Origin of the sequence: Streptomyces sp. NPDC000348, from assembly GCF_042898795.1 — a bacterium.
GTDB lineage: Bacteria > Actinomycetota > Actinomycetes > Streptomycetales > Streptomycetaceae > Streptomyces.
Window position 1 is genome coordinate 602868 of the sequence record NZ_JBIAZD010000002.1, and the last position, 24687, is coordinate 627554.

21 protein-coding genes and 1 pseudogene are annotated in these 24687 nt (G+C 72.3%); 14 read left to right on the forward strand and 8 right to left on the reverse strand.

Annotated features, from left to right (window positions below; all coding sequences use genetic code 11):
- Nucleotide 1: 1 nt before the first annotated feature.
- The 13 genes and pseudogenes from ACFY3N_RS06555 to ACFY3N_RS06615 all read left to right on the forward strand — a co-directional run.
- Nucleotides 2-1255, forward strand: a complete 1254-nt coding sequence (locus ACFY3N_RS06555) for an MCE family protein (protein ID WP_390815506.1) — start codon at nt 2-4, stop codon at nt 1253-1255.
- The gene (locus ACFY3N_RS06560) at nt 1252-2310 is read left to right on the forward strand and encodes an MCE family protein (RefSeq protein WP_390815507.1); all 1059 of its coding nucleotides are present in this window, start codon (nt 1252-1254) and stop codon (nt 2308-2310) included. Before ACFY3N_RS06555 ends, ACFY3N_RS06560 begins: the two co-directional genes overlap by 4 nt.
- Nucleotides 2307-3416, forward strand: a complete 1110-nt coding sequence (locus tag ACFY3N_RS06565) for an MCE family protein (RefSeq protein WP_390815508.1) — start codon at nt 2307-2309, stop codon at nt 3414-3416. Before ACFY3N_RS06560 ends, ACFY3N_RS06565 begins: the two co-directional genes overlap by 4 nt.
- Nucleotides 3413-4456, forward strand: a complete 1044-nt coding sequence (locus ACFY3N_RS06570) for an MCE family protein (protein WP_390815509.1) — start codon at nt 3413-3415, stop codon at nt 4454-4456. Before ACFY3N_RS06565 ends, ACFY3N_RS06570 begins: the two co-directional genes overlap by 4 nt.
- Nucleotides 4453-5790: an MCE family protein gene (locus ACFY3N_RS06575; RefSeq protein ID WP_390815510.1), complete on the forward strand. Its 1338-nt coding sequence runs from the start codon at nt 4453-4455 to the stop codon at nt 5788-5790. Before ACFY3N_RS06570 ends, ACFY3N_RS06575 begins: the two co-directional genes overlap by 4 nt.
- On the forward strand, nt 5787-7064 hold the full coding sequence (locus ACFY3N_RS06580; protein WP_390815511.1) for an MCE family protein: 1278 nt from the start codon (nt 5787-5789) through the stop codon (nt 7062-7064). Before ACFY3N_RS06575 ends, ACFY3N_RS06580 begins: the two co-directional genes overlap by 4 nt.
- Nucleotides 7061-7576, forward strand: a complete 516-nt coding sequence (locus tag ACFY3N_RS06585; RefSeq protein WP_390815512.1) for a hypothetical protein — start codon at nt 7061-7063, stop codon at nt 7574-7576. Before ACFY3N_RS06580 ends, ACFY3N_RS06585 begins: the two co-directional genes overlap by 4 nt.
- A 374-nt stretch (nt 7577-7950) precedes the next feature.
- Nucleotides 7951-8532: a hypothetical protein gene (locus ACFY3N_RS06590; RefSeq protein ID WP_390815513.1), complete on the forward strand. Its 582-nt coding sequence runs from the start codon at nt 7951-7953 to the stop codon at nt 8530-8532.
- Nucleotides 8533-8559: 27 nt separating this feature from the next.
- Nucleotides 8560-9108, forward strand: a complete 549-nt coding sequence (locus tag ACFY3N_RS06595) for a nuclear transport factor 2 family protein (RefSeq protein ID WP_390815514.1) — start codon at nt 8560-8562, stop codon at nt 9106-9108.
- Nucleotides 9109-9153: 45 nt separating this feature from the next.
- Nucleotides 9154-10035: a hypothetical protein gene (locus ACFY3N_RS06600; protein WP_390815515.1), complete on the forward strand. Its 882-nt coding sequence runs from the start codon at nt 9154-9156 to the stop codon at nt 10033-10035.
- 71 nt (nt 10036-10106) lie between these two features.
- Nucleotides 10107-11366, forward strand: a complete 1260-nt coding sequence (locus ACFY3N_RS06605) for a lytic transglycosylase domain-containing protein (protein WP_390815516.1) — start codon at nt 10107-10109, stop codon at nt 11364-11366.
- Nucleotides 11367-11552: 186 nt separating this feature from the next.
- Entirely contained in the window at nt 11553-12530 is a 978-nt protein-coding gene (locus ACFY3N_RS06610) for an arabinan endo-1,5-alpha-L-arabinosidase (protein ID WP_390815517.1), read from the forward strand.
- 89 nt (nt 12531-12619) lie between these two features.
- Nucleotides 12620-13063: pseudogene (locus tag ACFY3N_RS06615) on the forward strand (RICIN domain-containing protein); the annotation flags it as partial.
- Nucleotides 13064-13092: 29 nt separating this feature from the next.
- Here the strand turns inward: ACFY3N_RS06615 and ACFY3N_RS06620 are convergent.
- The 8 genes from ACFY3N_RS06620 to ACFY3N_RS06655 all read right to left on the reverse strand — a co-directional run bounded on the left by ACFY3N_RS06620 (nt 13093) and on the right by ACFY3N_RS06655 (nt 23525).
- A complete protein-coding gene (locus ACFY3N_RS06620; RefSeq protein WP_390815518.1) occupies nt 13093-14790 on the reverse strand; it encodes an aminotransferase class I/II-fold pyridoxal phosphate-dependent enzyme in 1698 nt (565 codons plus the stop codon).
- Nucleotides 14791-14946: 156 nt separating this feature from the next.
- A complete protein-coding gene (locus ACFY3N_RS06625; protein ID WP_390815519.1) occupies nt 14947-16104 on the reverse strand; it encodes an aldose epimerase family protein in 1158 nt (385 codons plus the stop codon).
- A 55-nt stretch (nt 16105-16159) separates the two neighbouring features.
- Nucleotides 16160-17404 (reverse strand): multiple monosaccharide ABC transporter permease, encoded by a 1245-nt coding sequence (mmsB, locus tag ACFY3N_RS06630; RefSeq protein ID WP_390815520.1) that lies wholly within the window; start codon nt 17402-17404, stop codon nt 16160-16162.
- Nucleotides 17401-18951, reverse strand: a complete 1551-nt coding sequence (gene mmsA, locus ACFY3N_RS06635; RefSeq protein ID WP_390815521.1) for a multiple monosaccharide ABC transporter ATP-binding protein — start codon at nt 18949-18951, stop codon at nt 17401-17403. Before mmsA ends, mmsB begins: the two co-directional genes overlap by 4 nt.
- Before the next feature lie 32 nt (nt 18952-18983).
- Entirely contained in the window at nt 18984-20096 is a 1113-nt protein-coding gene (gene chvE, locus ACFY3N_RS06640; protein ID WP_390815522.1) for a multiple monosaccharide ABC transporter substrate-binding protein, read from the reverse strand.
- 139 nt (nt 20097-20235) lie between these two features.
- Nucleotides 20236-21204 (reverse strand): hypothetical protein, encoded by a 969-nt coding sequence (locus tag ACFY3N_RS06645; RefSeq protein WP_390815523.1) that lies wholly within the window; start codon nt 21202-21204, stop codon nt 20236-20238.
- A gap of 121 nt (nt 21205-21325) precedes the next feature.
- Nucleotides 21326-22330, reverse strand: coding sequence for a zinc-binding dehydrogenase (locus tag ACFY3N_RS06650; protein ID WP_390815524.1), 1005 nt, complete (start codon nt 22328-22330; stop codon nt 21326-21328).
- Between the two features lie 31 nt (nt 22331-22361).
- A complete protein-coding gene (locus tag ACFY3N_RS06655; RefSeq protein WP_390815570.1) occupies nt 22362-23525 on the reverse strand; it encodes a mandelate racemase/muconate lactonizing enzyme family protein in 1164 nt (387 codons plus the stop codon).
- Nucleotides 23526-23766: 241 nt separating this feature from the next.
- Here ACFY3N_RS06655 and ACFY3N_RS06660 point away from each other — a divergent pair, with 241 nt between their 5' ends.
- The gene (locus tag ACFY3N_RS06660; protein WP_390815525.1) at nt 23767-24570 is read left to right on the forward strand and encodes a hypothetical protein; all 804 of its coding nucleotides are present in this window, start codon (nt 23767-23769) and stop codon (nt 24568-24570) included.
- Nucleotides 24571-24687 lie beyond the last annotated feature (117 nt).

The window sequence follows — 24687 nt, forward strand, 5'->3', positions numbered from 1 at the left end:
GATGAGCGGAGCACGAGGCGAGACGCTGCGCCACCGGTGCGCCGGGGTGGTGTTCCTGCTGGTGCCCGTCCTGCTGGTGTGGCTGGCCGTCGCCGTCTACGACAAGGAGTTCACCGACTCCGACCCGGTGGTCGTCGAGACCGGCAGCGTCGGCAACGAGATGCACCTGGGCGCCGAGGTCAAACTGCGCGGCGTCGTCGTCGGCGAGGTCCGCGCCGTCGACGCCACCGGCGACGGGGCCCGGCTCACCCTCGCCATGAAGCCCGGCGCCCTCGACGACGTACCCTCCGACGTCCGCGCGCAGATGCTGCCCACCACCCTGTTCGGCGAGCGGTTCGTGGCCCTCGTGCCGCCGGAGGACCCCTCGGACCGGCCACTGGCCGCCGGAGCCGTCATCCCGCAGGACCGCTCCGAGAACGCCGTCGAACTCCAGCAGGTCCTCGACGACGTCCTGCCGATGCTCACCGCGGTCCAGCCGCAGAAGCTCTCCGCGACCCTGTCGGCCGTCTCGCGCGCCCTGGAGGGACGCGGCGACCGGCTCGGCGACACGCTCGTCCGGCTGGACGCGCACCTCAAGGAGTTCAATCCCCACCTGCCCGCCCTCAACCGGGACCTCAAGCACCTGGTGAAGGTCGGCCACGTCTACGCGGACGCCGCGCCCGACATCATCACGGCGCTCACCGACTTCACCACCACCAGCGGCACCCTCGCCGAGGAGGAGGCCGCCTACGCCCGCACCCTCGGCGCCACCACCCGGACGGCCGAGGACATGACGGCCTTCCTGCGGAAGAACGAGGACACCGTCATCCGGCTCAGTGCCGCCGGCCGCCCCACCCTGGAACTGCTCGCCGAGTACTCCCCCTCCTTCCCCTGCACCCTGCGCACCCTCGCCGAGTTCGTGCCCGCCATGGACAAGGCGCTCGGCAAGGGCACCGGCCGGCCCGGCATCCACGTCGACGTCACCACCGTGCCCTCGCGCGGCGCCTACCTGCCCGGCCGCGACACCCCGGTGTACGACTCCGGCGGCGGCCCCCGCTGCCCCTCCGTGCCCTACCTCGGCACACTCGCCCGGCCCGCCGCGCAGGCCTCCGCGGCGGCCGGCCAGGACCTCGGGCCCGCCAACTCCCCGCAGGAGAACGACCTCGTCAACGAACTGCTCGCACCCGCCACCGGCCGGCCGCCCGGTGAACTGCCCGACTGGAGCAGCCTGCTCGTCGGCCCGGCCTACCGCGGCACGGAGGTGACCCTCGGATGACCGCCCCGGACAACGCGCACACCCGCCGCCGCCCGCTGACCGGGCCGCTGCTCAAGTCCCTGGTCTTCGTGGTGGTCACCGGCATCGCCACGACCGTGCTCGGCCTCAGCGTCGCCAGCACCGGCGTCAGCACCGGCACCACCACCTACCGGGCCCTGTTCACCGACGTCACCGGACTCGTCGACGGCGACAGCGTACGGATCTCCGGGGTGAAGGTCGGCGAGGTGACCGACGTCCGCGTCGTGCAACGGCGCACCGCGCAGGTCACCTTCACCGTCCGCGACGACCGCCGGCTGCCCCGCTCGGCGACCGCCGCCGTGAAGTACCTCAACATGGTCGGCCAGCGCTACGTCGCCCTCGACCGCGGCACCGGCAACCTCACCGGCACGCTCGAGGCGGGCGACACCATCCCGCTCGACCGCACCACGCCCGCCCTCGACCTGACCCTGCTCTTCAACGGGTTCAAGCCGCTGTTCGAAGGGCTGTCCCCGAAGGACGTCAACGAACTCGCCGGCTCGATCGTGCAGGTGCTCCAGGGCGAGGGCGCCACCGTCGACGGCCTGATCCGCCACGTCGGCTCGCTCAGCACGACCGTCGCCGCCAAGGACGAGGTGATCGGTCAGGTCGTCGACAACCTCACCACCGTCCTGGACACCCTCAACGACCGCGAGGACGGCTTCGACGACCTCGTCGTCACCCTGCGGGACCTCGTCACCGGCTTCAACGACGACCGCGAACCCCTCGGCGAGGCGGTCGAGGCCATGGGCGAGCTGACCACCGTCACCGCGGGGCTCCTCGAGGACGGCCGCGCCCCCCTGAAGCGGGACATCCGCGAACTGGGCCGGCTCTCGACGGGCCTGGGCGAACACACGCCCCGGATCGAGGACTTCCTCGACCGCACCCCCGCCAAGATGACCGCCCTGGCCCGCCTGTCCTCCTACGGATCGTGGTTCAACCTCTACCTCTGCGAGGCACGTGTGAGCGGAGTGACCACCTCCGACGGCTCGAAGCCGCCGACCGGCATCGCGATCACCGAACCGAGGTGCCGCGCATGAGGCCCTTCGCACGGCGCGACCGGACCGACGGGGCACGGGCCGCCGGGGCCGGGAGGGCGGCCGGACTCCGGCGCCCGCGCATCCGGCCGGTCAAGGAACGCGACCCCGTCGCCGTCGCCGTCGTCGGGCTGGCCGCCCTCGCCCTGCTCGCCGCCCTCGTCTACCACGTGGACCGGCTGCCGTTCGGCGGCGGTACGCACTACAGCGCCGACTTCTCCGAGGCCGCCGGCCTCGACGAGGGCGACGAGGTGCGCATCGCCGGCGTCAAGGCCGGAGAGGTCACCGGCGTCGCCCTCGACGGCGCCAAGGTGAAGGTCACCTTCGAGGTCGAGGACGCCTGGATCGGGGACCGGACGACCGCCGCCATCGCCATCAAGACCCTCCTCGGCGACAAGTACCTGGCGCTCGACCCGCTCGGCTCCGGCCGGCAGGATCCCGGCAGCCGCATCCCGCTGTCCCGCACCACCTCGCCCTACGACGTGACGCAGGCGTTCCAGGACCTCGGCTCCACCGTCGAGGACATCGACACCCGGCGGCTCGCGGAGAGCTTCGCGACCATCTCCGACACCTTCGAGAACTCCCCGCCCCATGTGCGCAAGGCCGCCGACGGCCTGTCGGCCCTGTCGAAGTCGGTCTCCGAGCGCGACGCGAAGCTCTCCGAACTCCTCAAGGGCAGCGCCCGGTTCACCAAGACGCTGCAGAACAGGAAGTCCAGCTTCGAGACCCTCCTGGAGGACGGCGGCTCCCTGCTCGGCGAACTCCGGGACCGCCGCGACGCCATCCGCTCCCTGCTCAAGGGAAGCAGGAAGCTCGGCGCCGAACTCGGCGGCCTCGTCGACGACAACGAGAAGCAGCTCGGCCCCACCCTCGAGGCCCTCGGCCGGGTCACCGGCGTCCTGGAGAAGAACAACACCCAGCTCGGCAGGACCCTCGCGCTGGTCGGCCCGTACTACCGCCTCGTCGGCAACACCCTGGGCAACGGCCGCTGGTTCGACAGCTACCTGTGCGGCGTCGTCCCCCGCGACTACCTGCCCGAGACGTCCCTGCCCGAGACCGGCTGCATGCCGCCACGACAGACGGCGGCCCAGGGGAACGGTGAGCGATGAGCAGACGCAGAAGAGTCCTCACCGGCGTGCTCGCCCTCGCGGTGCTCGTCGCCGGCGGCCTGACCACCGCCCGGGTCCTCGACTCCGACGGCACCCGCATCACCGCCTACTTCGACCGCGCCGTCGGCATCTACGCCGGTTCCGACCTGCGCATCCTCGGTGTGCGGGTCGGCGAGGTGGAGTCGGTGCGGCCCCAGGGCACCACGGTGCGCGTCGGCCTCCTGCTGGACGAGGGCGTGAAGGTCCCCGAGGACGCGCGGGCCGTCGTCGTCGCGCCGAGCGTCGTCGCCGACCGCTATGTGCAGCTCACCCCCGCCCACAGCACGGGCCCCGCCCTCGCCGAGGGCGCCGTGCTGCCCGCCGCGCGCAACCGCACCCCCGTCGAGATCGACCGGCTCTACGACTCGATCACCGAACTCGGCGAGGCACTCGGCCCGGACGGCGCCAACGCCGACGGCGCCCTGTCCGAACTGCTGAGCACCGGCGCCGCCAACCTTGACGGCAACGGCGAGGCCATCGGCGACGGCATCGAGGAGTTCGGCAAGGCGGCCAGGACCCTCGACGGCAGCAGCGGCGACCTGTTCAGGACGCTGCGCAGGCTCCAGACCTTCACCACCATGCTGAAGGAGAAGGACACCGACGTGCGCACCGCGCAGGAACGCCTGGACGAGGTCGTCGGCTTCTTCGCCGACAACAAGGACGACCTCGCCGGCGCGCTCGAGGAACTCGGCACCGCCCTCGGCCGGGTCAAGACCTTCGTCGAGGACAACCGGGGCGAGCTGAAGGAGAACGTCGACCGGCTCGTCCCCCTCACCCGGACCCTCGTCGAGCAGCGGGCCTCGCTCGCCGAGGCGCTGGACGTGGCGCCGCTGGCCGCGGGCAACGTCGTGAACGCCTACAACCCCGACACCCGCACCCTCGACGGCCGCGCCGACCTCAACGAGATCAGCATGGGCGGACCGCTGCTGCCGCTGCCCGCGTCGGGCGGCTCCGCCCCGAGCGGCGACGGGCCCGCGGCCACCGGGAAGGGGGAGCGATGAGGCGCCGCACCCGGCACTCCGGTCCCAAGGCCGCGGCGGTGCGGCGCGGCGCGCTCACCACGGGCGGCGCCGCCGGCCTCACCCTGGGCGGGCTGGTCGCCCTCGGCCTCGGCTTCACCCTGGCCCTCGGCGCGGTCACCGTCGAGCTGCCGCGCTTCGACGGCATCGAGGACCTGCCGCTGCCCGGCGGCGCCGACCTCGGCGACCACCCCTACACCGTCACCGCGGAACTCCGGGACGTGCTCAGCCTGGTCCCGCAGTCCGCGGTGAAGGTCAACGACGTCGCCGTCGGCCGGGTCACCGCCGTGGAACTCGGCCGCGACGACTGGTCGGCCCGCGTCACCATGGAGATCAACGGCGATGTGCGGCTGCCCGCCGACGCCGCCGCCCGGCTCGAACAGTCCAGCCTGCTGGGCGAGAAGTACGTCCAGCTCGTCGCGCCCGAGCGGGCGGCCGGAACCGGGAGGCTCGAGGACGGGAGCGTCATCCCGGCCTCCCGCACCAGCCGCAGCACCGAGGTCGAGGAGGTGTTCGGCGCGCTGTCCCTGCTCCTCAACGGCGGCGGGGTCAACCAGCTCAGGACCGTCAACCGGGAACTCAACGCGGCGCTCGGCGGACGCGAACCCGAGGTCCGCTCCATGCTGAAGCGGGTCAACACCCTGGTGACCGACCTCGACGACCACCGGGGCGACATCACCGACGCCCTCGACGCCGTCAACCGGCTCTCCACGACCCTCGCCACCCGCAAGGACGACGTCGGCACCGTGCTCACCGACCTCTCGCCCGGACTGAAGACGCTCGAGAAGCAGCGCGGCTCACTGCTGACCATGCTGCGCTCCCTCGACACGCTCTCCGGCGTCGCCGTCGCCACCATCGACGCGAGCAAGGACGACATGATCGCCGACCTCGAGGCCATCGCGCCGACCCTGAAGGCGCTCGCGGACGCGGGCACGGACCTGCCCGACTCGCTGGAGGTGCTGCTGACGTACCCGTTCACCGACGAGGTGCTGCGCGGGGTGAGGGGCGACTACCTCAACGTGTACCTGGACATGGTCGCCACGCCCGGGACCCAGGTGATCCCGCCGCTGGTGCCCCGGGGCACCGCGTCGCCCTCCGCCCCCGCGGACGGCGGGCCGGACGCGGCCGGCCGGGAGCGGTCCGCGGGGAGGACCGGCGGGGAGGGCGGGTCCGGCGGGGAGGGCGGGGCCGCCCCGCCGCCGTCCCCCTCGCGGCGGCCCACGCCGTCGGGGTCCTCCCCCCTGCCCCTGCCCTCCGTCCCCGCCACCGGGACGGCGGCCGGCCCGGCGGTCACGGGGGGAGGTGAACCGGGTTGATCACCCTCGCCGTACGGCTGAAGAACCTCGCCTTCCTCGTCGTCGCCGTCCTCGCCCTCTCCTTCCTCGGCATCCGCTACGCCGACCTGGGGCGGTACGCCGGCATCGCCGACTACTACACGGTCGACGTGCGACTCCCGCGCACGGGAGGCCTGTTCACCCACTCCGACGTCACCTACCGGGGCGTCTCGGTGGGACGCGTCGGCCCGATCGGCCTCACCGCCGACGGCGTCGTCGCCGAACTCCGCATCAAGAAGTCCGCCCCGCGCATCCCCGCCGACACCCGCGCCGTGGTCGCCGGGCTCTCCGCCGTGGGCGAGCAGTACATCGACCTGCGGCCCGAGAGCGACGGCGGCCCCTACCTCGCCGAGGGCACCCGCATCGAACAGACCGACACCCAGGTGCCCAGACCCGTCACCGACGTGCTCGCGAGCGTGGACGACCTCGCCCGCTCCGTCCCGCTCGACGACCTGCGCACGGTCGTGGACGAGTTCGGCAAGGCCTTCGAGGGCCACGGCGACGACCTCCAGGTCCTGCTCGACAGCGGCAGCGACTTCGTGGAGGCCGCCGACCGCGCCCTGCCGTCCACCGTCCGGCTCATCACCGACGGCGAGACCGTCCTGCGCACCCAGGCCGAGGAGGAGCGGGCCATCCGCGACTTCGCCGTCGGGGCGAAGGAACTGGCCCGCACCCTCAAGGGCTCCGACGCCGACCTGCGCCGCCTCCTCGCCGTCACGCCCGAGGCCGCCACCCAGGTCAGCGGCGTCCTGCGGGACCTCGACCCGAGCCTCGGCGTCGTCCTCGCCAATCTGCTCACCACCTCGGAGATCGCCGTCACCCGGCAGCGCGGTACGGAGGAACTCCTCGTGAAGCTCCCGGCGGCGGTCGCCGCCGGCGCCACCGCCGTCGACGGAGGGAAGCTGAACCTCGGCATGGCCGTCACCTTCTTCAAGCCCCTGCCCTGCACCGCCGGATACGGCGCCACCCGCTACCGCAACGGGCTCGACCTCGGCACCACGCCCGCCCTCAACACCGGCGCGGCCTGCACCGCCTCCGCCGCGGAGGGGTTCAACGTGCGCGGCGCGGCGAACGCCCCGAAGGGCGGCGCGGTGCCCGAGCCGGCCAGACCCGGGACCCTGCCCTCCGGCAGCGGCGGGGCACGGACGGGCGGACCGGCCGCGCTCCCCGGCGCCCTCGCCCTGCCCGGCCAGGCAGGTGAGGCACCCGGGGACATGGCGGGCCTCCTCGCCCCGGCCGGCGGGAGCACGCGATGAGGCGGGCCCGGGCGCTCACCGGCGCGGGGCTCGCCCTGGCGCTCGGCTTCTGCGGCACCGGCGCGTGGACGTACGCGCAGGCGCGCACCGACGACGCGCTGGTCCACGGCCGGGAGCGCGACCGGGCGCTCGCCGACGGACGGGAGGGCATCGCCGTGCTCACCACGCTGGACGCCACCACCCGGCAGCGGGCGGAGCAGGGCGTCCGGGCCTGGCGCGACGTCTCCACCGGGCCGCTGCGCGAGGAACTGGGCCGTACCGAGGCCGAGGCGGGCGCCTCGGCGCGCGGCACGGTCACGGAGGCCGCCGTCACCGTCCTCGACACGCGGGCCGGTACGGCCAAGCTCATCACCACCGTCCGCGTCGAGGTCACGCCCGCCGGGGCGAAGAAGCCGGCCACCGACCGCAAACGCCTGGAGGCGGTCCTGGCCCGCACGGGCGAGGGGGAGTGGAAGGTGAGGGCGCTGAGCGCGGTACCGCTCTCGGGGGAGCGGGAGGACGGGGACCGATGACACCGGCACGGCTGTCGCACGGCGGCGGGGCGCGGGACTCCGCGCGGGACGCCACCCCGGGAACGGTCCCCGCGGCCCCGCCCACCGAAGAGGGAACGCCCGGGGACGGGCCACCCGGGAACGGACTCTCCGCCGGTGGGCCCTCCGAGGACCGGCGTTCCGGCAACGGGCCCTCTGGGGACCGGCGTTCCGGCAACGGGCCCTCTGGGGACCGGCGTTCCGGGAGCGGGCCCTCCGGGGACCGGCGTTCCGGCAACGGGCCCTCTGGGGACCGGCGTTCCGGCAACGGGCCCTCCGGTGACCGGCGTTCCGGGAGCGGGCCCTCGGGGGAGGGAGCCTCCGGCGACGGGCCCACCGGGGACGGGGCGTCCGGCGTGGAGGACCCGGACGGCGGGCTCTCCGCGGAGCAGCCCTCCGCGGACCCGGTGGAGGGTGTCCGGGCCGGTCGGCCGTCGGGCGGCCGGCTGCGGCGGGCCGCTCTCGCCGGGATCGCCGCGGCGCTCGTCCTCGGCGGCTGCGGTTTCCTCTACGGCGCCCACCGGCTGGAGTCGACCGAGTCCGCCCGGAACCGCGCGCTCACCGACACCGAGGCCACCGACCGCGTCGCGGGCGAGGTCGGCAACGCCCTCGCCCGTGTCTTCTCCTACACCCCGGACGGCACCGCGGCCGCCGCGCGCTCCGCGGACTCCGTCCTCGGCGGTCGCGCCGCCCGCCAGTACCGGGAGCTCTTCGACCGGGTCCGCGGGGACCTCGCCGAGCAGCGCGTCACCCTGAGCACCCGCGCCGTCCGCACCGGGGTGATCGAACTCGACGGCGGAAGGGCCCGCCTGCTGGTCTTCCTCGACCAGACCTCCCGCCGCGGCAAGGGCGAGGCCACCACCGTGGCGGCCCAGCTCACCGTCACGGCCCGGCTGGAGAACGACCGTTGGCGGATCGTCGACCTCAAGGCCCGCTGACACGTGCGCGGGAGACTGGAGCACCCCATGGAACGCGCGGTCCGCGCCCTCGCCGCACACCGCCCCCGGACCCTGCCGTCCCTGGTCCTCGCCCTCACCCTCGTCGCGGGCGGCTTCGCGGCGTGGACGGGGCAGGACTGGTACCGCGCGGCCCACGACGACCGGGCCGCGTACGCCGCGCAACGGGACGAGGCACTCGCCGCCGGGGAGCAGGCCGTACAGAACCTCAACACGCTCGACCACCGGGACCTGAACCAGGGCCTCGACCTGTGGGAGTCGTCGACCACCGGTGAACTGCACGAGCAACTGGCCGCGGGGCGCGACGAGTTCGCCGAGCAGGTGAAGGCGGCGAAGACGGTCACCACGGCCCGGGTGCTGTCGGGCGCCGTCACCGAACTCGACGACCGCGCGGGCCGCGCCCGGGTGCTGATCGCCCTGCGCGTCACCGTCAGGGCGTCCGACGGCGCGAAGACGGACAAGGACAGCCGCATGCTCGGCGAACTCACCCGCACCGGGGGCCGGTGGAAGCTGAGCGCCCTGGGCCAGGCCCCCGTGGGCGGCGCACCGACCGGCTGAGCCGGTTCCGCACCGCGCAAGCCGCCGCACCGAGAGGACAGCACGATGTCGACGACCCGCCACCACATCAACCGCCAGCGGCGCCGCCAGGCCCGCGAGACCCGGTCCACCCCCTCCGCCGGGGCCCCGGAAAGCGCCGGCGGCCGGACCCGTACGGGCGGCACGGCCGTCCTGCCTCCTCCCGGTTCCCCGTCCTCCGCGCGGACGACCGGGACGACCGGGGCGACCGGGACGGTCGGGACGACCGGGACGACCGGGACGGTCGGGGAGGCCGGGACGGCCGGGGAGGGAAAGGCGTCCGGGGCCGTGGTCGGCGAGAAGGCCGTCCGGACCCGGTCGCGCCGCCCGTGGGTCCTTGCGGCGCTCTGCGCGCTGACCGTGCTCCTCGGCGGCTTCGCCGGCTGGGCGCACGCGGAGGCCGAAGCGCTCCGGGACGACCCCGCGCGGCGCAACACCGCCCTGACCGACCTCGCCCGCACCGGCGAGATCAAGGGACAGGCGTCCAAGGCCGTCGACCGGCTCTTCTCCTACGACCACACCGACCCCGGCGCCTTCGAGCAGGCCGCGCGGGACCTCCTCACGGGAAAGGCCGTCGACCAGCACCGCACCCTGCTCGCCGACGTCCGCGAGCGGGCCGACGAGCAGAAGGCGGTGATCACCACGACGGTCACCGAGAGCGCGGTCGAACGGATCGACGGCCACCGGGCCCGGGTCCTGGTCTACGCCGACCAGAGCAGCGTCGGCACCGCCGGGGACAAGGCCGCCACGGACAAGGCGAACAAAACGAACAAGACGGACGGGGCGAGCAAGGAGGACAAGGCGGACGGCGGGGACGAGGGCGTGTACGCGGGCGCCATGCTCGCCGTCGACGTCGTGCACCGCGACGGACGGTGGCTCGTCTCCGGCATCGACACCTTCGGCCGCTGAGGGCCGCGCGACCGACAGGACCCACAGGCCCACAGGCTCACACGCCCCCGCATCCGACAGGAGTGACAGCCATGCCCGTACGCCGCGCACGACGTCCGCGCACCGGCCGGAGCCGCAGGGGACTGCGGACGACCGCCGTCACCGTGGCGGCCATGGCGGCCCTCACCGCCTCCCGGGCGCCCGGACTCGCCGGGGACATGGAGGACGCCCGCACCGCTCCGTCCGCCGACGACGCACGCGGGACGGCGGCGGACGGCCCGTACGCCGAGCCCGCTCCGCCGGGCGACGGTTCCTACCACACCGAACTCCCGCCCCTGACCACCCGGGACGCCGCCCCGGCCACGCCGGCGCTCGCGCGGGACCTCCGCTCCCAGTCCGGCATCCCGGCCACCGTGCTGCGCGCCTACCGCGCCGCCGAGACCTCCGTCGGCAGGACGGACCCCGGCTGCCGGCTGCCCTGGGAGTTGCTCGCGGCGATCGGCAAGGTCGAGTCCGGCCAGGCGCGGGGCGGCGCGGTCGACCGCAGTGGCACCACCCTGGGCCGGATCACCGGGCCACCGCTCGACGGCCGGGGGTTCGCCCTGATCCGGGACACGGACGGGGGCGCCCACGACGGTGACACGGTCTACGACCGCGCGGTGGGGCCGATGCAGTTCCTGCCGTCCACCTGGGCCCGCTGGGGCGCGGACGGCAACGGCGACGGCCGCGCCGACCCGAACAACGTCTTCGACGCGGCCCTGGCGGCCGGGCACTACCTGTGCGCGGGCGACCGGGACCTGGGCCGGGCCGCGGACCTGGACCGGGCGATCCTCGGCTACAACCACTCGCACGCCTACCTGAGGCTGGTCAGGTACTGGCTGGACTTCTACCGCCGGGGGGTCCACACCGTCCCCGACGGCGAGGGCGTCGTCCCGAGGAGTCCCGGCGCGGGCGGCGACACCCCGGCGACCGAGCCCGTGGACCGGGGCGGTGGCGGGGCCGGGAACGGCGGTGGCGTCATCATCGGCCCGGACCCGAGCGCTCCGGGCAGCCCCGAGCCGTCCCCGGGCCCTTCCTCGTCCTCCCCGCAGCCCTCCTCCTCCCCGTCTCCCGGCCCCAGCGCCTCCCCGACGGCGCCTCCGACGAGCCAGGAGCCCACGGAGCCGCCCGGCGAGTCCCCCACGCAGAGCCCGTCGCCGTCACCGGACCCGACCGACCCGGACCCCTCGCCCACCGACCCGGACCCCTCGCCCACCGGCCCGGGCGACTGCCCCACCGAGTCCGAGGCCCCGTCCCCCGACCCCGCCGCCTCCTCGCCCTGCCCGACCCCGTCGGCCACCTCGTCCGGGTGAAAGAGGGCCCCGGAGGCCCGTGACCACCCGGCGGCACGGTGGTCACGGTCCTCCGGGGCCGACGTTCGGAAGAGGCTGCGCGGACCATTGACGCGCACGTGGTTCGATTCTACGGTCCGTTCGAACTTGCGATCGCTGTTCGGTATTCCGAACACAAGCCGACCCCCACCGCAAGGAGAACCCCGCATGGGCCGCACCCTCCGCACACGCACCGCACTGCTCGCCCTCCCCGCCGCCGCCCTCCTGGCACTGATGCCGACCACCGCCTCGGCGTACCCCAACCCCGGCCGCGTCACCGGTTCCGTCGTCACGCACGACCCGTCGATGATCCGGACCTCCTCCGGGCAGTACCTCCTCTACGCCACCGGCGGCGGCATCTCCCACAAGACCTCCACCGACCGCACCGCCTTCTCCGCCGGCGCCGACGCGTTCTCGTCCCGCCCGAGCTGGTGGCGGAACTACTCCTCCGTGCCGGAGGCCTGGGCGCCGGACATCTCGTACCACGGCGGCAAGTACCTGATGTACTACTCCGTCTCGTCGTTCGGGTCGAACACCTCCGCCATCGGGCTCGCCGGCTCGACCACCGGGCAGCCGGGCAGCTGGAGCGACTACGGCATCGTCTACACCTCGAACTCCTCCAGCGACTACAACGCCATCGACCCCAACCTCTTCGTCGACGACGACGGGAAGTGGTGGCTCTCCTTCGGCAGCTGGTGGACCGGGATCAAGATGATCCAGATCAACCCGTCCACCGGGAAGCAGCTCTCCTCCCACACCACCCGCTACTCCCTCGCCTCCCGCCCCTCCGGGACGAAGGCCGTCGAGGCGCCGTTCATCGTCAAGCGGGGCGGCTACTACTACCTCTTCGCCTCGTACGACACCTGCTGCGCCGGCACCGGCTCCACCTACAAGGTCAAGGTGGGCCGCGCCACCGCCGTCACCGGGCCGTACCGCGACAAGAACGGCGTCGCGATGATGAGCAACGGCGGCACGCCCGTACTCGAGTCGCACGGCAGCGTCATCGGCCCCGGCGGCCAGTCGATCATGAACGACGTCGACGGGGACCTGATCGTCTACCACTACTACGACGGCAACGACAACGGCACCCCCAAGCTCGGCATCAACCTCCTGAACTGGAGCAGCGGATGGCCCGTCGCCTACTGACCCTGCCGGCCGCGCTGCTGCTCGCCCTCCCGCTGGGCCGGCCGTCCGCGCAGGCGGCCTCCTTCGGCAACCCCGTCAAGGCCCAGAAGGGCGCCGACCCCTGGATCGTCCGCCACGCCAACGACTCCGCCTCCGAGGGATGCGACAACGGGCGCACGACACGGGCCCAGAGGTTCACCTGGAACTCCGACGGGTCACCGAACCTCGGTACGCCCGTCCGCCTCGGGGCGAGCCAGGCCGGGCCCTCCGGCGAACCGTCCACCGTCTCCACCACCTACACCCTCACCAACCGCGACAGCGGCAAGTGCCTCGACTTGGCCGGGAGTTCCTCCGCCGACGGCGCCCAGGTGCAGCAGTACGCCTGCAACGGCGGCGCCAACCAGCGCCGGCGGCTGGAGGACCTCGGGGACGACACCCACCGGCTGGTCAACGTCGCCACCGGCAAGGTGCTGGACACCGAGAACCGCTCGTCCGCCGACGGCGCCGACCTGCGGCAGTGGTCGTGGCTGAACAACGCCTGCCGGCAGTGGAGGCCGAACCCGGCCTGGACGTGTCGTCCGGTCTACGCCGTCCCCGCCGCGTCGGGCCAGCTCCGGCTGTGGGGCCACCCGGCCGCCGGGGCGGGCGCCGGCCCCGGTTCGGTGACTCCCCGCACCTGTGCCGCCGTGAGCCCACCCTGAGCCGGTACTCCCGGCGGGGTGGGCCCGGACATCGCCGCCGCGGCCGGTGCCTGCGCCACGGGAGCCGTGGGGGGCATGGGAGCCACGGGGACCACGGGGGGCATGGGAGCCACGGGGGCCGCCGGGGCGGTCACGGAGGCGGCGGGGGCCATGGCGGCCACGGGGGCCAGGGACTGCGGCAGGGGTTCCGGCTGGGGCACGTGCCGCGGAACCCCCGCCGAAGCCGCGGCCGGCACCGGCATCCCGCCGCCCGCGCCCACCGCGGGGGTGGACGCGGCGGCGGGGAGCGGCATGCCGGTGCCGGCGGACGGAGCGGCGGCGAGCCCCGGGGCGCCGGCACCGGCGGCTTGGGCGGCGAGCCCCCGCACACCCGACCCGTTGGTCCGGCTCACCAGGCGGTCCACGGCCGCCGTGCCCGAGCTGTAACCGGTCCCTGTGGCCTGCTCGGGCACGGCGGATCCCCTCCTGGACGTCCCGTAGAGCACCTGTTCCAGTCCGGACACCAGGCGCCGCACGTCCACCTGGGGACGCACCACGAGACGCAGGAAGCGGCTGGACGAGCCGATCTTGTTGCCGCACTCCCGGACCAGGATCCGGTGCTCGGTGAGCATCCGGTCACGGACCACGGTTCCCTCGGCGCCCACGGGGAGGCGCACGAAGAGGAAGTTGCCCTGGGAGGGGTAGACCGTCAGCCCGGGCAGCGAGGAGAGCTGGCCGGACATGTCCATCCGGTCGCGGCGGACCTGGTGCAGGCTCTGGGCGTACTCCGCGCCGTGCTCCCTCAGCATGAACACCACGTGCTCGGCGAAGGAGTTGAGGTTCCACTTGGGGAGCATGGACCTCACCCGCCCGGCGAGGGCCGGGTTGGCGACCAGGTAGCCGAAGCGGATGCCGTGCAGGCCGAAGTTCTTGCCGAGGCTGCGCAGCACGACGACGTTGGGGCGCAGCATCGCCTCCTGCACCACGCTCGGTTCGTTCTCCGCGTCGGCGAACTCCAGGAAGGACTCGTCGATCACCACCAGGTCCAGGTCGGCCATGGCGTCCATGAACTGCACGATCGCGTGCTTGTGCAGGAAGCCGCCGTCGGGGTTGTTGGGGTTGCAGATCACCGCCACCCGGGTGCCCCTGGCCCGGATGAACTCCGCGTACTGCGCCAGGTCGAGGGCGAAGCCGCCGGCCTCCTGGAGCGGGAACATGTCGACCCGTTTGCCGGTCTCCATGGGCTGGTCGGTCCAGCGGCCGAAGGTGGGGACGGGGACGGCGAGGGACTCACGGACCAGGAGGTGGTCGATCCAGGTGATCAGCTCCGTGGAGCCGTTGCCCATCGCCACGCACTGCGGCGGCAGCCGGAGCAGGCTGCACAGCTCGGCCGTGATGGTGTCGGCGCTGCTCGGGTAGTACGTGATGATGTCGCGCAGCCGGGCCGCCATGTCCTCGAACATGGCGGGGGTGGGGAAGTACGGGTTGCAGGGGATGCAGAAGTCCACCGGGCCGGCCCCGTCGCTCTCCCGTGTCAGCGCCGCCATCGACGGGCTGTGCGCCGCGGTGCTGCGGAACAACGAGGTGACGTTGTCGGCCATGGAACCTCCGTGTACGGCGGGCCCGCCGGGGAGGTGACGGGCCCGTCATGCCTGGGTGGCCCGCGCGGGGGAACACGGGCCACCCAGGAGTACGGAGCGGGACGCGCCGCCGTTCAGCTCATGTGAGGAAAATGTGACGACGGCGGTCCCCGGGGCTCACGTCCCGAACGAATGGACCGTCGTCGTCCGGTACGTCTGCCCCGGCCGCAGCACGGTCGACGGGAACGACGGCTGGTTCGGCGAGTCCGGGAAGTGCTGGGTCTCCAGGCACAGCCCGTCGCCCTGCCGGTAGACCCGGCCGCCGGTGCCCACGAGGGTGCCGTCGAGGAAGTTGCCGGAGTAGAACTGCAGGCCCGGCTCGTTCGTCGCGATCCTCAGCGTGCGGCCGGAGGACGGGTCACGCAGCAGCGCGACCTGTTCGGGACGGCTGGTGAGGCCCTTGTCGAGCACCCAGTTGTGGTCGAAGCCCTGCCCGTACAGCACCTGCTGGTGCGCGGTGCGGATGTCCCGGCCGACCGGCTTGGCCCGGCGGAAGTCGAAGGGGGTGGCCGCGACCCGCGCCAGCTCGCCCGTGGGGATCAGCCCCGAGTCGACCGGCGTGTAGCGGGAGGCGGCGATGGACAGCTCGTGGTCGTGGATCGAGCCGCTGCCCTCGCCGGCGAGGTTCCAGTAGACGTGGCTGGTGAGGTTGACGACGGTGGCCCGGTCGGTGGTGGCCTCGTAGTCGACGCGCCAGTCGCCGTCGCGGGTGAGGGTGTAGGTCACCTTCACGCGCAGGGTGCCCGGGTAGCCCATCTCGCCGTCGGCGCTCGTGTGGTACAGGTACAGGCCGACGTCGGAGTCCCGGGTGAACGGCTCGACGTCCCAGACCCGCTTGTCGAAGCCCTGGGATCCGCCGTGCAGGCTGTTCTCGCCGTCGTTGACGGAGAGCTGGTACTGCGTGCCGTCGAGGGTGAAGCGGCCCTTGCCGATGCGGTTGCCGTAGCGGCCGATCAGGGCGCCGAAGTAGGGGCTGGAGGCGACGTACTCCTCGATCGTGCCGAAGCCGAGGGAGACGTTGGTGTACCGGCCGCGGCGGTCGGGGATCTCCAGGGACTGGACGATGCCGCCGTAGGAGAGGACCTTCATCCGGGTGCCGCCGTTCTCCAGCGACCAGCTGTGCACCTTGGTGCCGTCCGCGAGCCTGCCGAAGAGCGACTTCACCGGCTTCCCCCTGCCCGACGCGGCGTGTGCCGTGCCGCCGAACGCGGTGGTGGTGGCGGCGACACCGGCCGCCGCGGCCCCTGCGATGACCGTGCGTCTGTTCAGTTCCATCCGTGCGGCTCCCGAAAAGGAAGGGGCCCCGCCTTCCGGCGGGGCCCGAGCTGACTTACGAACCGGACTTGCGCTTGTTCCACACGTCGAAGCCGACCGCGGCCAGCAGGGCGAGCCCCTTGATGACCTGCTGCCAGTCGGTGCCGACGCTGAGGAGGTTCATGCCGTTGTTCAGCACGCCGAGGACGAGACCGCCGATGATCGCGCCGAGCACGGTGCCGACACCGCCGCTCATGGACGCGCCACCGATGAACGCCGAGGCGATCGCCTCGAGTTCGTAGTTCAGGCCCGCCTTCGGAGAGGCCGCGTTCAGACGGGCGGCGATCGCCAGACCCGCCAGGGCCGCGAGCACGCCCATGTTCAGGAAGACCAGGAAGGTGACCTTCTTGTCCTTCACGCCGGACAGCTTCGCCGCCGGCAGGTTGCCGCCGATCGCGTAGATGTGCCGGCCGAAGACCGAGTTCCGCATGAGGTAGCCGTAGCCGACCACCAGCGCGCCCAGGATCAGCAGGATGATCGGGGCGCCCTTGTAGCTGGCGAGCAGCAGGGTGACCGTGAGGAGCGCGGCGGTGATGGCGACGAGCTTCAGCAGGAAGAGGTTGAGCGGCACCACGTCCAGCGCGAACTCCTGCTGGCGCTTGCGGTCGCGGAGCTCCTGGAGGACCACGAAGGCGATCATCGCGAAGCCCAGCAGCAGGGTGATGTTGTGGTAGTTGGTCTCCGGGCCGACCTCGGGGAGGAAGCCGTTGCCCATCTTCTGCAGGCCGCCCGGGAACGGGCCGAGGGTCTGGCCCTCCAGGAGGATCTCCGTCACACCGCGGAAGACCAGCATGCCGGCGAGGGTGACGATGAACGACGGTATGCCGAGATAGGCGATGAAGAAGCCCTGTGCCGCGCCCGCGACGGCGCCGGCCAGCAGGCACAGCACCACGGCGATCGGCCAGGAGAGGTCGTGCTGCACCGTCAGCACGGCCGCGAACGCGCCCACGAACGCCGTGAGCGAACCGACCGACAGGTCGATGTGGCCCGCGATGATCACCAGCATCATGCCGATCGCGAGGATCAGGATGTAGCTGTTCTGCAGGACCAGGTTGGAGACGTTGCGCGGCAGCAGCAGGTCGCCTTCGGTCCACACGGCGAAAAGCGCCACGATCAGGCCGAGGGCGAGCAGCATGCCGTACTGGCGCATGTTGCGGCGCAGGCCGTCCAGCACCAGGTGGAGCAGGCCTTGGCCGGAGGCCGATCCGGTGCCGCCCGGCGGCGCCGGGGCCGGGCTCTTGGCGGTCACATCCGTGCTCATCGGGTTACCTCTTTGTCCTTCGTCATCTGGCGCATCAGCGATTCCTGCGAGGCCTCGGCCCGCGAGAACTCACCCGTGAGCCGCCCGGCGGCCATGGTGTAGATGCGGTCGCACATACCGAGCAGCTCCGGCAGCTCGGAGGAGATGAAGACGACCGCCTTGCCCTCGGCGGCCAGCTTGTCGATGACCGTGTAGATCTCGTACTTGGCGCCGACGTCGATGCCGCGCGTCGGCTCGTCGAGGATCAGCACGTCCGGCCCGGCGAAGATCCACTTGCTGAGGACGACCTTCTGCTGGTTGCCGCCGGACAGCTTGCCCACCGGCTCGAACACCGTCGGGGCCTTGATGTTCATCGACTTCCGGAAGCCCTCGGAGACCTGCCGCTCCTCGTGCTCGTCGACGACGCCCCGCTTGGCGACCTTGCCGAGGGCGGTCAGCGAGATGTTCCGGTTGATGGTGTCGAGCAGGTTCAGGCCGTAGTGCTTGCGGTCCTCGGTGACGTACGCGATGCCGTGGCCGACCGCCTCGGGGACGGTCTTCGTACGGATCTCCCGGCCGTCCTTCAGGACGGTGCCGCCCGCGTGGCGCCCGTAGGACCGGCCGAAGACGCTCATCGCCAGCTCGGTGCGGCCGGCGCCCATCAGGCCCGCGATGCCGACGATCTCACCGCGCCGGACGTTGATCGACACGTCGTCGACGACCTTGCGCTGCTGGTCGATCGGGTGGTGCACGGTCCAGTTGCGGATCTCCAGCGCGGGGGCCGTGCCCTCCTCCGGCTGGTGCGGGGTGCGTTCGGGGAAACGGTGGTCGAGGTCACGGCCGACCATGCCGCTGATGATCCGGTCCTCGGTGGTTCCCGGGTCCTTCACGTCGAGCGTCTCGATCGACCGGCCGTCCCGGATGATCGTCACCGAGTCGGCGACCTTGCGGATCTCGTTCAGTTTGTGGGAGATGATGATCGAGGTGATGCCCTGCTTCTTCAACTCCAGGATGAGATCGAGGAGTTTGTCGCTGTCCTCGTCGTTTAGGGCCGCGGTCGGCTCGTCGAGGATGAGCAGCTTCACCTTCTTGGAGAGGGCCTTGGCGATCTCCACGAGCTGCTGCTTGCCCACGCCGATGTCGGCGACGCGGGTCTCCGGGTGGTCGGTGAGACCGACCCGGCGCAGCAGCTCGGTGGCGTGCCGCAGGGTCTCGTTCCAGTTGATCAGCCCGCGGGTGGCGTGCTCGTTGCCGAGGAAGATGTTCTCCGCGATGGACAGGAACGGCACCAGCGCCAGCTCCTGGTGGATGATCACGATGCCGTGCTGCTCGCTCGCCCGGATGTCCTTGAACCGGCAGGGCTCCCCCTCGAAGAGGATCTCGCCCTCGTAACTGCCGTGCGGATGGACGCCGGAGAGCACCTTCATCAGGGTGGACTTCCCGGCGCCGTTCTCGCCGCAGATGGCGTGGACCTCGCCCTGCCGGACGGTCAGCGTGACGTCCGACAGCGCCTTGACGCCGGGAAAGGTCTTGACGATCGAGCGCATTTCCAGGACGGGTCCCGCCATGGTCGTGCCTTCCAATCAGTGTGGGCCGGCGGTTACTTGAGGTCGCTTTCCTTGACGTAGCCGGAGTCGACGACCGTCTCCTGGTAGTTCGCCTTGTCGACCGCGACCGGCTCCAGCAGGTACGCCGGCACGACCTTCGCGCCGTTGTCGTAGGTCTCGGTGTCGTTGGTCTCGGGCTTCTTGTCATTGAGCAGCGCGTCGACCATGTTGGTGGCCACCTTGGCGAGTTCGCGGGTGTCCTTGTAGACGGTCATCGACTGGTCGTCGGCGATGATCGACTTCACCGAGGCGACCTCGGCGTCCTGGCCGGTGACGACCGGCAGCGGCTTGCTCTTGGTGCCGTAGCCGTCGGACTTCAGCGCCGAGATGATGCCGATGGAGATGCCGTCGTACGGAGAGAGGACCGCGTCGACCTTGCCGCTCTTGTAGGACTTGGTGAGGATGTCGTCCATGCGGCGCTGGGCGGTGGCGCCGTCCCAGCGGAGCGTGGTGACCTGGGTCAGCTCCGTCTGGCCGGACTTGACGACGAGCTGCTTCTTGTCGATGTACGGCTGCAGGACGTTCATCGCGCCCTGGAAGAAGTAGCGGGTGTTGTTGTCGTCGTTGGAGCCGGCGAACAGCTCGAGGTTGAAGGGGCCCTTCTCGCCGCCGTCCTTCAGGCCGAGCTTCTCGACGATGTAGGTGCCCTGGAGCTCGCCGACCTTCTCGTTGTCGAAGGAGGCGTAGTAGTCGACGTTCTCGGTGCCGAGGATGAGCCGGTCGTAGGAGATCACCGGGATGTCCGCGTCGGCGGCCTGCTGGAGCACGTTGTTCAGCGACTTGTTGTCGATGGCCGCCACGATCAGCGCGTCCACGCCCTGCGTGATCATGTTCTCGATCTGCGAGACCTGCTGGTCGGGCTCGTCCTCGCCGTAGACCAGCTTGGTCTTGAAGCCCTTGGACTCCAGGTTCTTGACGACGTTGTTGCCGTCGGCGATCCAGCGCTCGGAGGACTTGGTCGGCATCGCGATGCCGACGGTGGCCCCCTCCGCGCCGCCCTTCTTCTCCTCACTGCCGCCCTCGCCGCTCTGGCCGCAGGCGGACAGGGTGAGGGCGAGGGAGGCGGCCGAGGCGACGGCGGCGAGTGCGGCTCTGCGGTTACGCATGATCATCATCCTTGATGTGTGTGCGGGGTCGGTCCGGACGGGCGAGGCGCTTCCGGGGGAGTGGTCAGGAGACCGAGAAAGAGGTGCGTGCGATTCTGCGCGGCTGTGTCTGCTTCTGTGAAGCCGAGTTTCCGGAACGTTATGACGAAATTTCGAACCGGCTCAGATCACCCGGAAGCCGCGAACCGAGCGGCGCCATGTCGCCGTCCGCGCCGTGCCGGGCCAGCAGGTCCAGGGCCAGCCGGCCGCGCCGCACGCGCTCCTTCGCGGTCGCCAGGGTCAGCTCCCGCATGTGGTGCCCGTACGGGTAGATCCCGGGCGCCTTGGACAGGCCGAACTTCAGGTACAGCGGGGCGCCGCGCCGGATGAGTTCGGCGACCTCGTACATCCGCACGTAGCCGCCGAGGTCGTCGGGGGCCTCGATGTACATGTCCATCGGCGTGGCCGAAACCCGCCGTATCTCGGTGAGGTGGTCGAGGGTCAGGTCGCTGGGGACGTTGATCGAGTCGGCGCCGAGCCGCTCGTAGACCGCGAACGAGGCCGGGTTGACCGGCCCGACGAGCGCCGAGAGCTTCAGCGTGGTGTCGGCGGGCAGCAGCCCGGCCGCACGCGCCCGGTGCAGCGTCCACAGCACGCCCTCGTCGGCGACGAGCAGGCACTTCACGCCCAGCTCCGTGGCGCGCACGGCGTCCTCGACGCAGCCGGCGACCGCGTCGTGGCCCCGGGCGCGCAGTCCGGCGCCGCCCGAGTCGGTCCGGGTGGAGCCGCCGATGTCCCAGGTGCCGCGCGGGCCGGTGAACAGGCAGAGCTCGATGTCGCGCTCCGCGGTCGCCTCGGCCATCTCGGTGATCTCGGCGTCGGTCAGCATCCAGACGCCGCTGCCCTGGCTGATCCGGTGGATCGGCACATCGAGGCGCGAGGCCTCCTTCAGGACCACGGCCAGCGCCTCGGGACCCTCGCACGAGGGGATCTCGGTGCGCCAGCGGCCACCGCCGGGGAAGGTGTGCGGCGAGGCGTCGGCGGGGTCGAGGGCGGGCGCGCTCAGGCCGAGCGCGGTGAGGGTCTCCTCACCGGGCCTGCGGGGAGCCGTGGCGGAAGCGTCGGTCACAGGGTGTCCTTTGGTTCGGTATGTCGGACGAAGTTCGCGGCCCGGGGTGCGAGTCGGGCGGGAAGGGAGGGGCGTACGCCGGTACGGGGACCGTCAGGTCGCCCCCGTACCGGCGTACGGGCTAGGGACGCAGCAGGACCTTGCCCACCTTCGGGTCGCCGGACCCCACCAGCTCGATGGCCTGCGGGAACTCGGCGAGCGGCAGCTCATGGCTGACCAGCGGCAGCGGATCGAGCAGCCCGGCGCCGAACACCCGCACGGTGTGCGCCCAGGCGTCCGGCGGCGCACCGAAGACGGTGTGCACCTCCAGCTGCCGGACGACCAGGTCCGTGGGGTCGAGTCCGTCGGCCCCCGGCGCCGGGATGCCGGTGAGGACCAGCCGTCCGCCGCGCCGCAGCAGCGAGGCCGCGATGCGGGCCGCGTCCGCGGACCCGGCGGTCTCGATCACCACGTCGAAGTCGTCCGGGAGCGCCTGGTCCTTGGTCCGGAAGTCGGTGGCCCCGTACTGCCGGGACAGCGCCTCGCGGTCGCCCCGGGAGCCCACCACCAGCAGCTCGGAAGGGGAACCCGCCCGCAGGAACTGCACGGCGAACATTCCGAGCGTGCCGGTGCCGACCACCGCCACCCGCTCACCGGGCACGGCGTTCGCCTTCAGCGCGGCGGCGGCGATGCAGGCGGCCGGCTCCAGCAGCGCGGCGGCGCTCAGGTCGGCGTCGTCGGGGAGGACGTGCAGCAGCCGGGCCGGGAGGGTCAGCGTGGCGGCCATGGCGCCCGGCTGGGTGAACCCGGTCTCCTCGTAGCCCGCCGAGCACAGCGTCGTCTCACCGGCGTGGCAGCGGTCGCAGACCTGGCAGTTGCGGAAGCCCTCGCCGACGACCTTGCGGCCGACCAGCGCCGGGGGCACCCCCGCGCCCACGCGCTCCACCGTCCCGGACCACTCGTGGCCCGGAGTGAGCGGGTACCGCACGTATCCCTCGGGCCGGTTGCCCTGGTACACCTCGCGGTCACTGCCGCAGATGCCCGCGGCGTGGACCCGGACCAGGGCCTCGCCGGCCCCGGGCTCGCGCGGCTCGTGCGGGACCAGACGGTGCTCGCCGGGTCCCTCGACGACGACCTGGGTGCTCATCGCGTCCCTCCGGGGCGACGGCCGGCGGCGGTCACTTCGTGCCCTTGGGCTTGCGTGTCTCCCAGCCCTCGGCCCACAGGTCGAACCGGGCCTGCTGCTGCGGGAACTCGGCCGCCGCGTCGACGTCCAGCTCCACGCCGAGACCGGGGGCGTCGGAGAGGTGGAAGCAGCCGTCCTCCGGGTTCACCTGGGGCGCGCCCTTGACGACCTTCTTGATCTCCGCGTCCGCGAAGTCGTTGAAGTGCTCCAGGATCTTGAAGTTCGGGGAGGTGAAGCCGACCTGGAGGGACGCTGCGGTGAGCACGGGACCGCCGACGTTGTGCGGGGCGACCAGCATGTAGTGGGTCTCGGCGGTCGCGGCGAGCTTGCGGGTCTCCCAGATGCCGCCGATGTGGCCGACGTCCGGCTGCAGGATGTCCACGGCCTGGCTCTCGAACAGCTCGCGGAACTCGATGCGGTCGTGGATGCGCTCACCGGTGGCGACCGGCATGTCGACCTTCGCGGCGACCTTCTCCAGCGCCTTGAGGTTCTCCGGCGGAACCGGCTCCTCCAGCCAGGCCGGCTTGAACGGCGCCAGCTCGTGCGCGAGGCGCACGGCGGTGGCGGGGGAGAAGCGGCCGTGCATCTCCAGCATCAGCTCGGCGTCGGGGCCGATGGCGTCACGGACCGCCTCGATCAGGGAGACCGCGTACAGCGTCTGCTGGTGGTCGAGCTCGAAGTGGCCGGTGCCGAAGGGGTCGATCTTGAGTGCCCGGTAGCCGCGCTCCATCACGCCCTGCGCGGCCTTGTGGTACGCCTCGGGGGTGCGCTCGGTGGTGTACCAGCCGTTGGCGTACGCCTTGACCTTGTCGGTGACCTTGCCGCCCAGCAGCTGCCAGACGGGCACGCCGAGGGCCTTGCCCTTGATGTCCCAGCAGGCCATCTCGACGACGGCGATGCCGGACATCACGATCTCGCCGGCGCGGCCGTAGTCGCCGTACTTCATCCGGCGGACCAGGTCCTCGACAGCGAACGGGTCGGAGCCGAGAATGTGGTTGACCTCGGCTTCCTTCAGGTAACCCAGGAGGGCGTCGGTGTGGCCCAGCATCCGGGTCTCGCCGACTCCGGTGATTCCCTCGTCGGTGTGCACCTGGACGTACGTCAGGTTGCGCCACGGCGTCCCGACCACGTGTGTGCTGATTCCGGTGATGCGCACGGCAGTTAGCCCCTCGCTGTGGTGGTGGACCTTTTCGTCGGTGTTCACAGTTCGACGTGTTCGATATTTCGTCACCCGTTCGAAATGCTGGCGTGACAGTAAGGAGGGGACGGCGGGGGTGTCAATGGGTCGCGCGCATAACGGTTTCGACAGTTTCGAAACCATTGGGTAATGGTCCGCACCGAACCTTCACAACAAGGCCTATGAATCGGGCCCGAACGGAACCTAACCTTCCCGCGTCATGGACTTTTGCCACCCGTGCCGACGGCACCTCAACGGCGCCCTGGCCTGCCCCGGCTGCGGCACGCCCGTCGAGGCGCTCCGCGCCCGGCAACAGGAGCCCGCGGGGCACGAGGACGGGGCGTACGGGACCGTCCGGGCCGGGGAGGCACCCGGCGAGTACGACGACGAGCCGCGGGGCGAGGAGCCGCGCGGGCGCCGGGCGGACCGGGGCCGGAAGCCGGACCCGGACCCGGGCCCGGACGGGGCTCCCGCGGCGGGCGGGAGCCGCCGGGACCGCAAGGCCGCGGCGCACCGCCGCCGGCGCAACCGCAGCCTGCTGGTCGCGGCCGGGTTCATGCTCGCGGCGGGCGGGCTGAGCCTCGCGGAACTCGGCCTGGACGCGTCCGGCTCGGCCCCGGAACCGGCGTCCGCCGGGCAGGAGGCCGCGGCCGGCGGCGCGACGGAGGTGGAACCGGCGGAGTCCGCGGAGTCGGCGGGCGGCGGCGTCACGGACACGGCGGCGCCCGGAAAGTCCGCCGGTGCGGAGGCATCTGAGTCCCCGTCGGCTTCCGGCTCCGCGGAGGAGACGGGGTCCGCCGACGCGGAGAAGGAGACGGAGAAGGAGGCGGAGCCGGAGGACGGGACCGACGGGGACGCGTCGTCCGCCCCCGCGGATCCGTCCGCGCCCGACCCGACGGCGCCTGCGCCGTCGGAGCCCCCGGCGGACCCGGGGACCCCGGAGCCGGACCCGACGACGGAGGAGCCCGAACCGGAGCCCGAGCCCACGGAGACCTGCGACCGTTTCCTGTGGTGGTGCACCTGACCCGGCGCTTCTGCGGGCAGTCGTGCCGCAGGGCGACGGGGGTACCTCCCGCTCATGGGGGTCCCCCGCTCATGGGGTCCCCCCGATCGAGCGAAGCCGAGAGCGGGTGAGAAGCCG

Excerpts from the sequence above, each read along its gene's own strand:
- ACFY3N_RS06570 (WP_390815509.1), top strand. The coding sequence starts at position 3,413 with ATGAGCAGACGCAGAAGAGTCCTCACCGGCGTGCTCGCCCTCGCGGTG.
- ACFY3N_RS06625 (WP_390815519.1), bottom strand. The coding sequence starts at position 16,104 with ATGGAACTGAACAGACGCACGGTCATCGCAGGGGCCGCGGCGGCCGGT.
- ACFY3N_RS06575 (WP_390815510.1), top strand. The coding sequence starts at position 4,453 with ATGAGGCGCCGCACCCGGCACTCCGGTCCCAAGGCCGCGGCGGTGCGG.
- ACFY3N_RS06560 (WP_390815507.1), top strand. The coding sequence starts at position 1,252 with ATGACCGCCCCGGACAACGCGCACACCCGCCGCCGCCCGCTGACCGGG.
- ACFY3N_RS06650 (WP_390815524.1), bottom strand. The coding sequence starts at position 22,330 with ATGAGCACCCAGGTCGTCGTCGAGGGACCCGGCGAGCACCGTCTGGTC.
- ACFY3N_RS06600 (WP_390815515.1), top strand. The coding sequence starts at position 9,154 with ATGTCGACGACCCGCCACCACATCAACCGCCAGCGGCGCCGCCAGGCC.
- ACFY3N_RS06660 (WP_390815525.1), top strand. The coding sequence starts at position 23,767 with ATGGACTTTTGCCACCCGTGCCGACGGCACCTCAACGGCGCCCTGGCC.
- ACFY3N_RS06610 (WP_390815517.1), top strand. The coding sequence starts at position 11,553 with ATGGGCCGCACCCTCCGCACACGCACCGCACTGCTCGCCCTCCCCGCC.
- ACFY3N_RS06555 (WP_390815506.1), top strand. The coding sequence starts at position 2 with ATGAGCGGAGCACGAGGCGAGACGCTGCGCCACCGGTGCGCCGGGGTG.
- ACFY3N_RS06585 (WP_390815512.1), top strand. The coding sequence starts at position 7,061 with ATGAGGCGGGCCCGGGCGCTCACCGGCGCGGGGCTCGCCCTGGCGCTC.
- mmsB (WP_390815520.1), bottom strand. The coding sequence starts at position 17,404 with ATGAGCACGGATGTGACCGCCAAGAGCCCGGCCCCGGCGCCGCCGGGC.
- ACFY3N_RS06620 (WP_390815518.1), bottom strand. The coding sequence starts at position 14,790 with ATGGCCGACAACGTCACCTCGTTGTTCCGCAGCACCGCGGCGCACAGC.
- ACFY3N_RS06595 (WP_390815514.1), top strand. The coding sequence starts at position 8,560 with ATGGAACGCGCGGTCCGCGCCCTCGCCGCACACCGCCCCCGGACCCTG.
- chvE (WP_390815522.1), bottom strand. The coding sequence starts at position 20,096 with ATGCGTAACCGCAGAGCCGCACTCGCCGCCGTCGCCTCGGCCGCCTCC.
- mmsA (WP_390815521.1), bottom strand. The coding sequence starts at position 18,951 with ATGGCGGGACCCGTCCTGGAAATGCGCTCGATCGTCAAGACCTTTCCC.
- ACFY3N_RS06605 (WP_390815516.1), top strand. The coding sequence starts at position 10,107 with ATGCCCGTACGCCGCGCACGACGTCCGCGCACCGGCCGGAGCCGCAGG.
- ACFY3N_RS06565 (WP_390815508.1), top strand. The coding sequence starts at position 2,307 with ATGAGGCCCTTCGCACGGCGCGACCGGACCGACGGGGCACGGGCCGCC.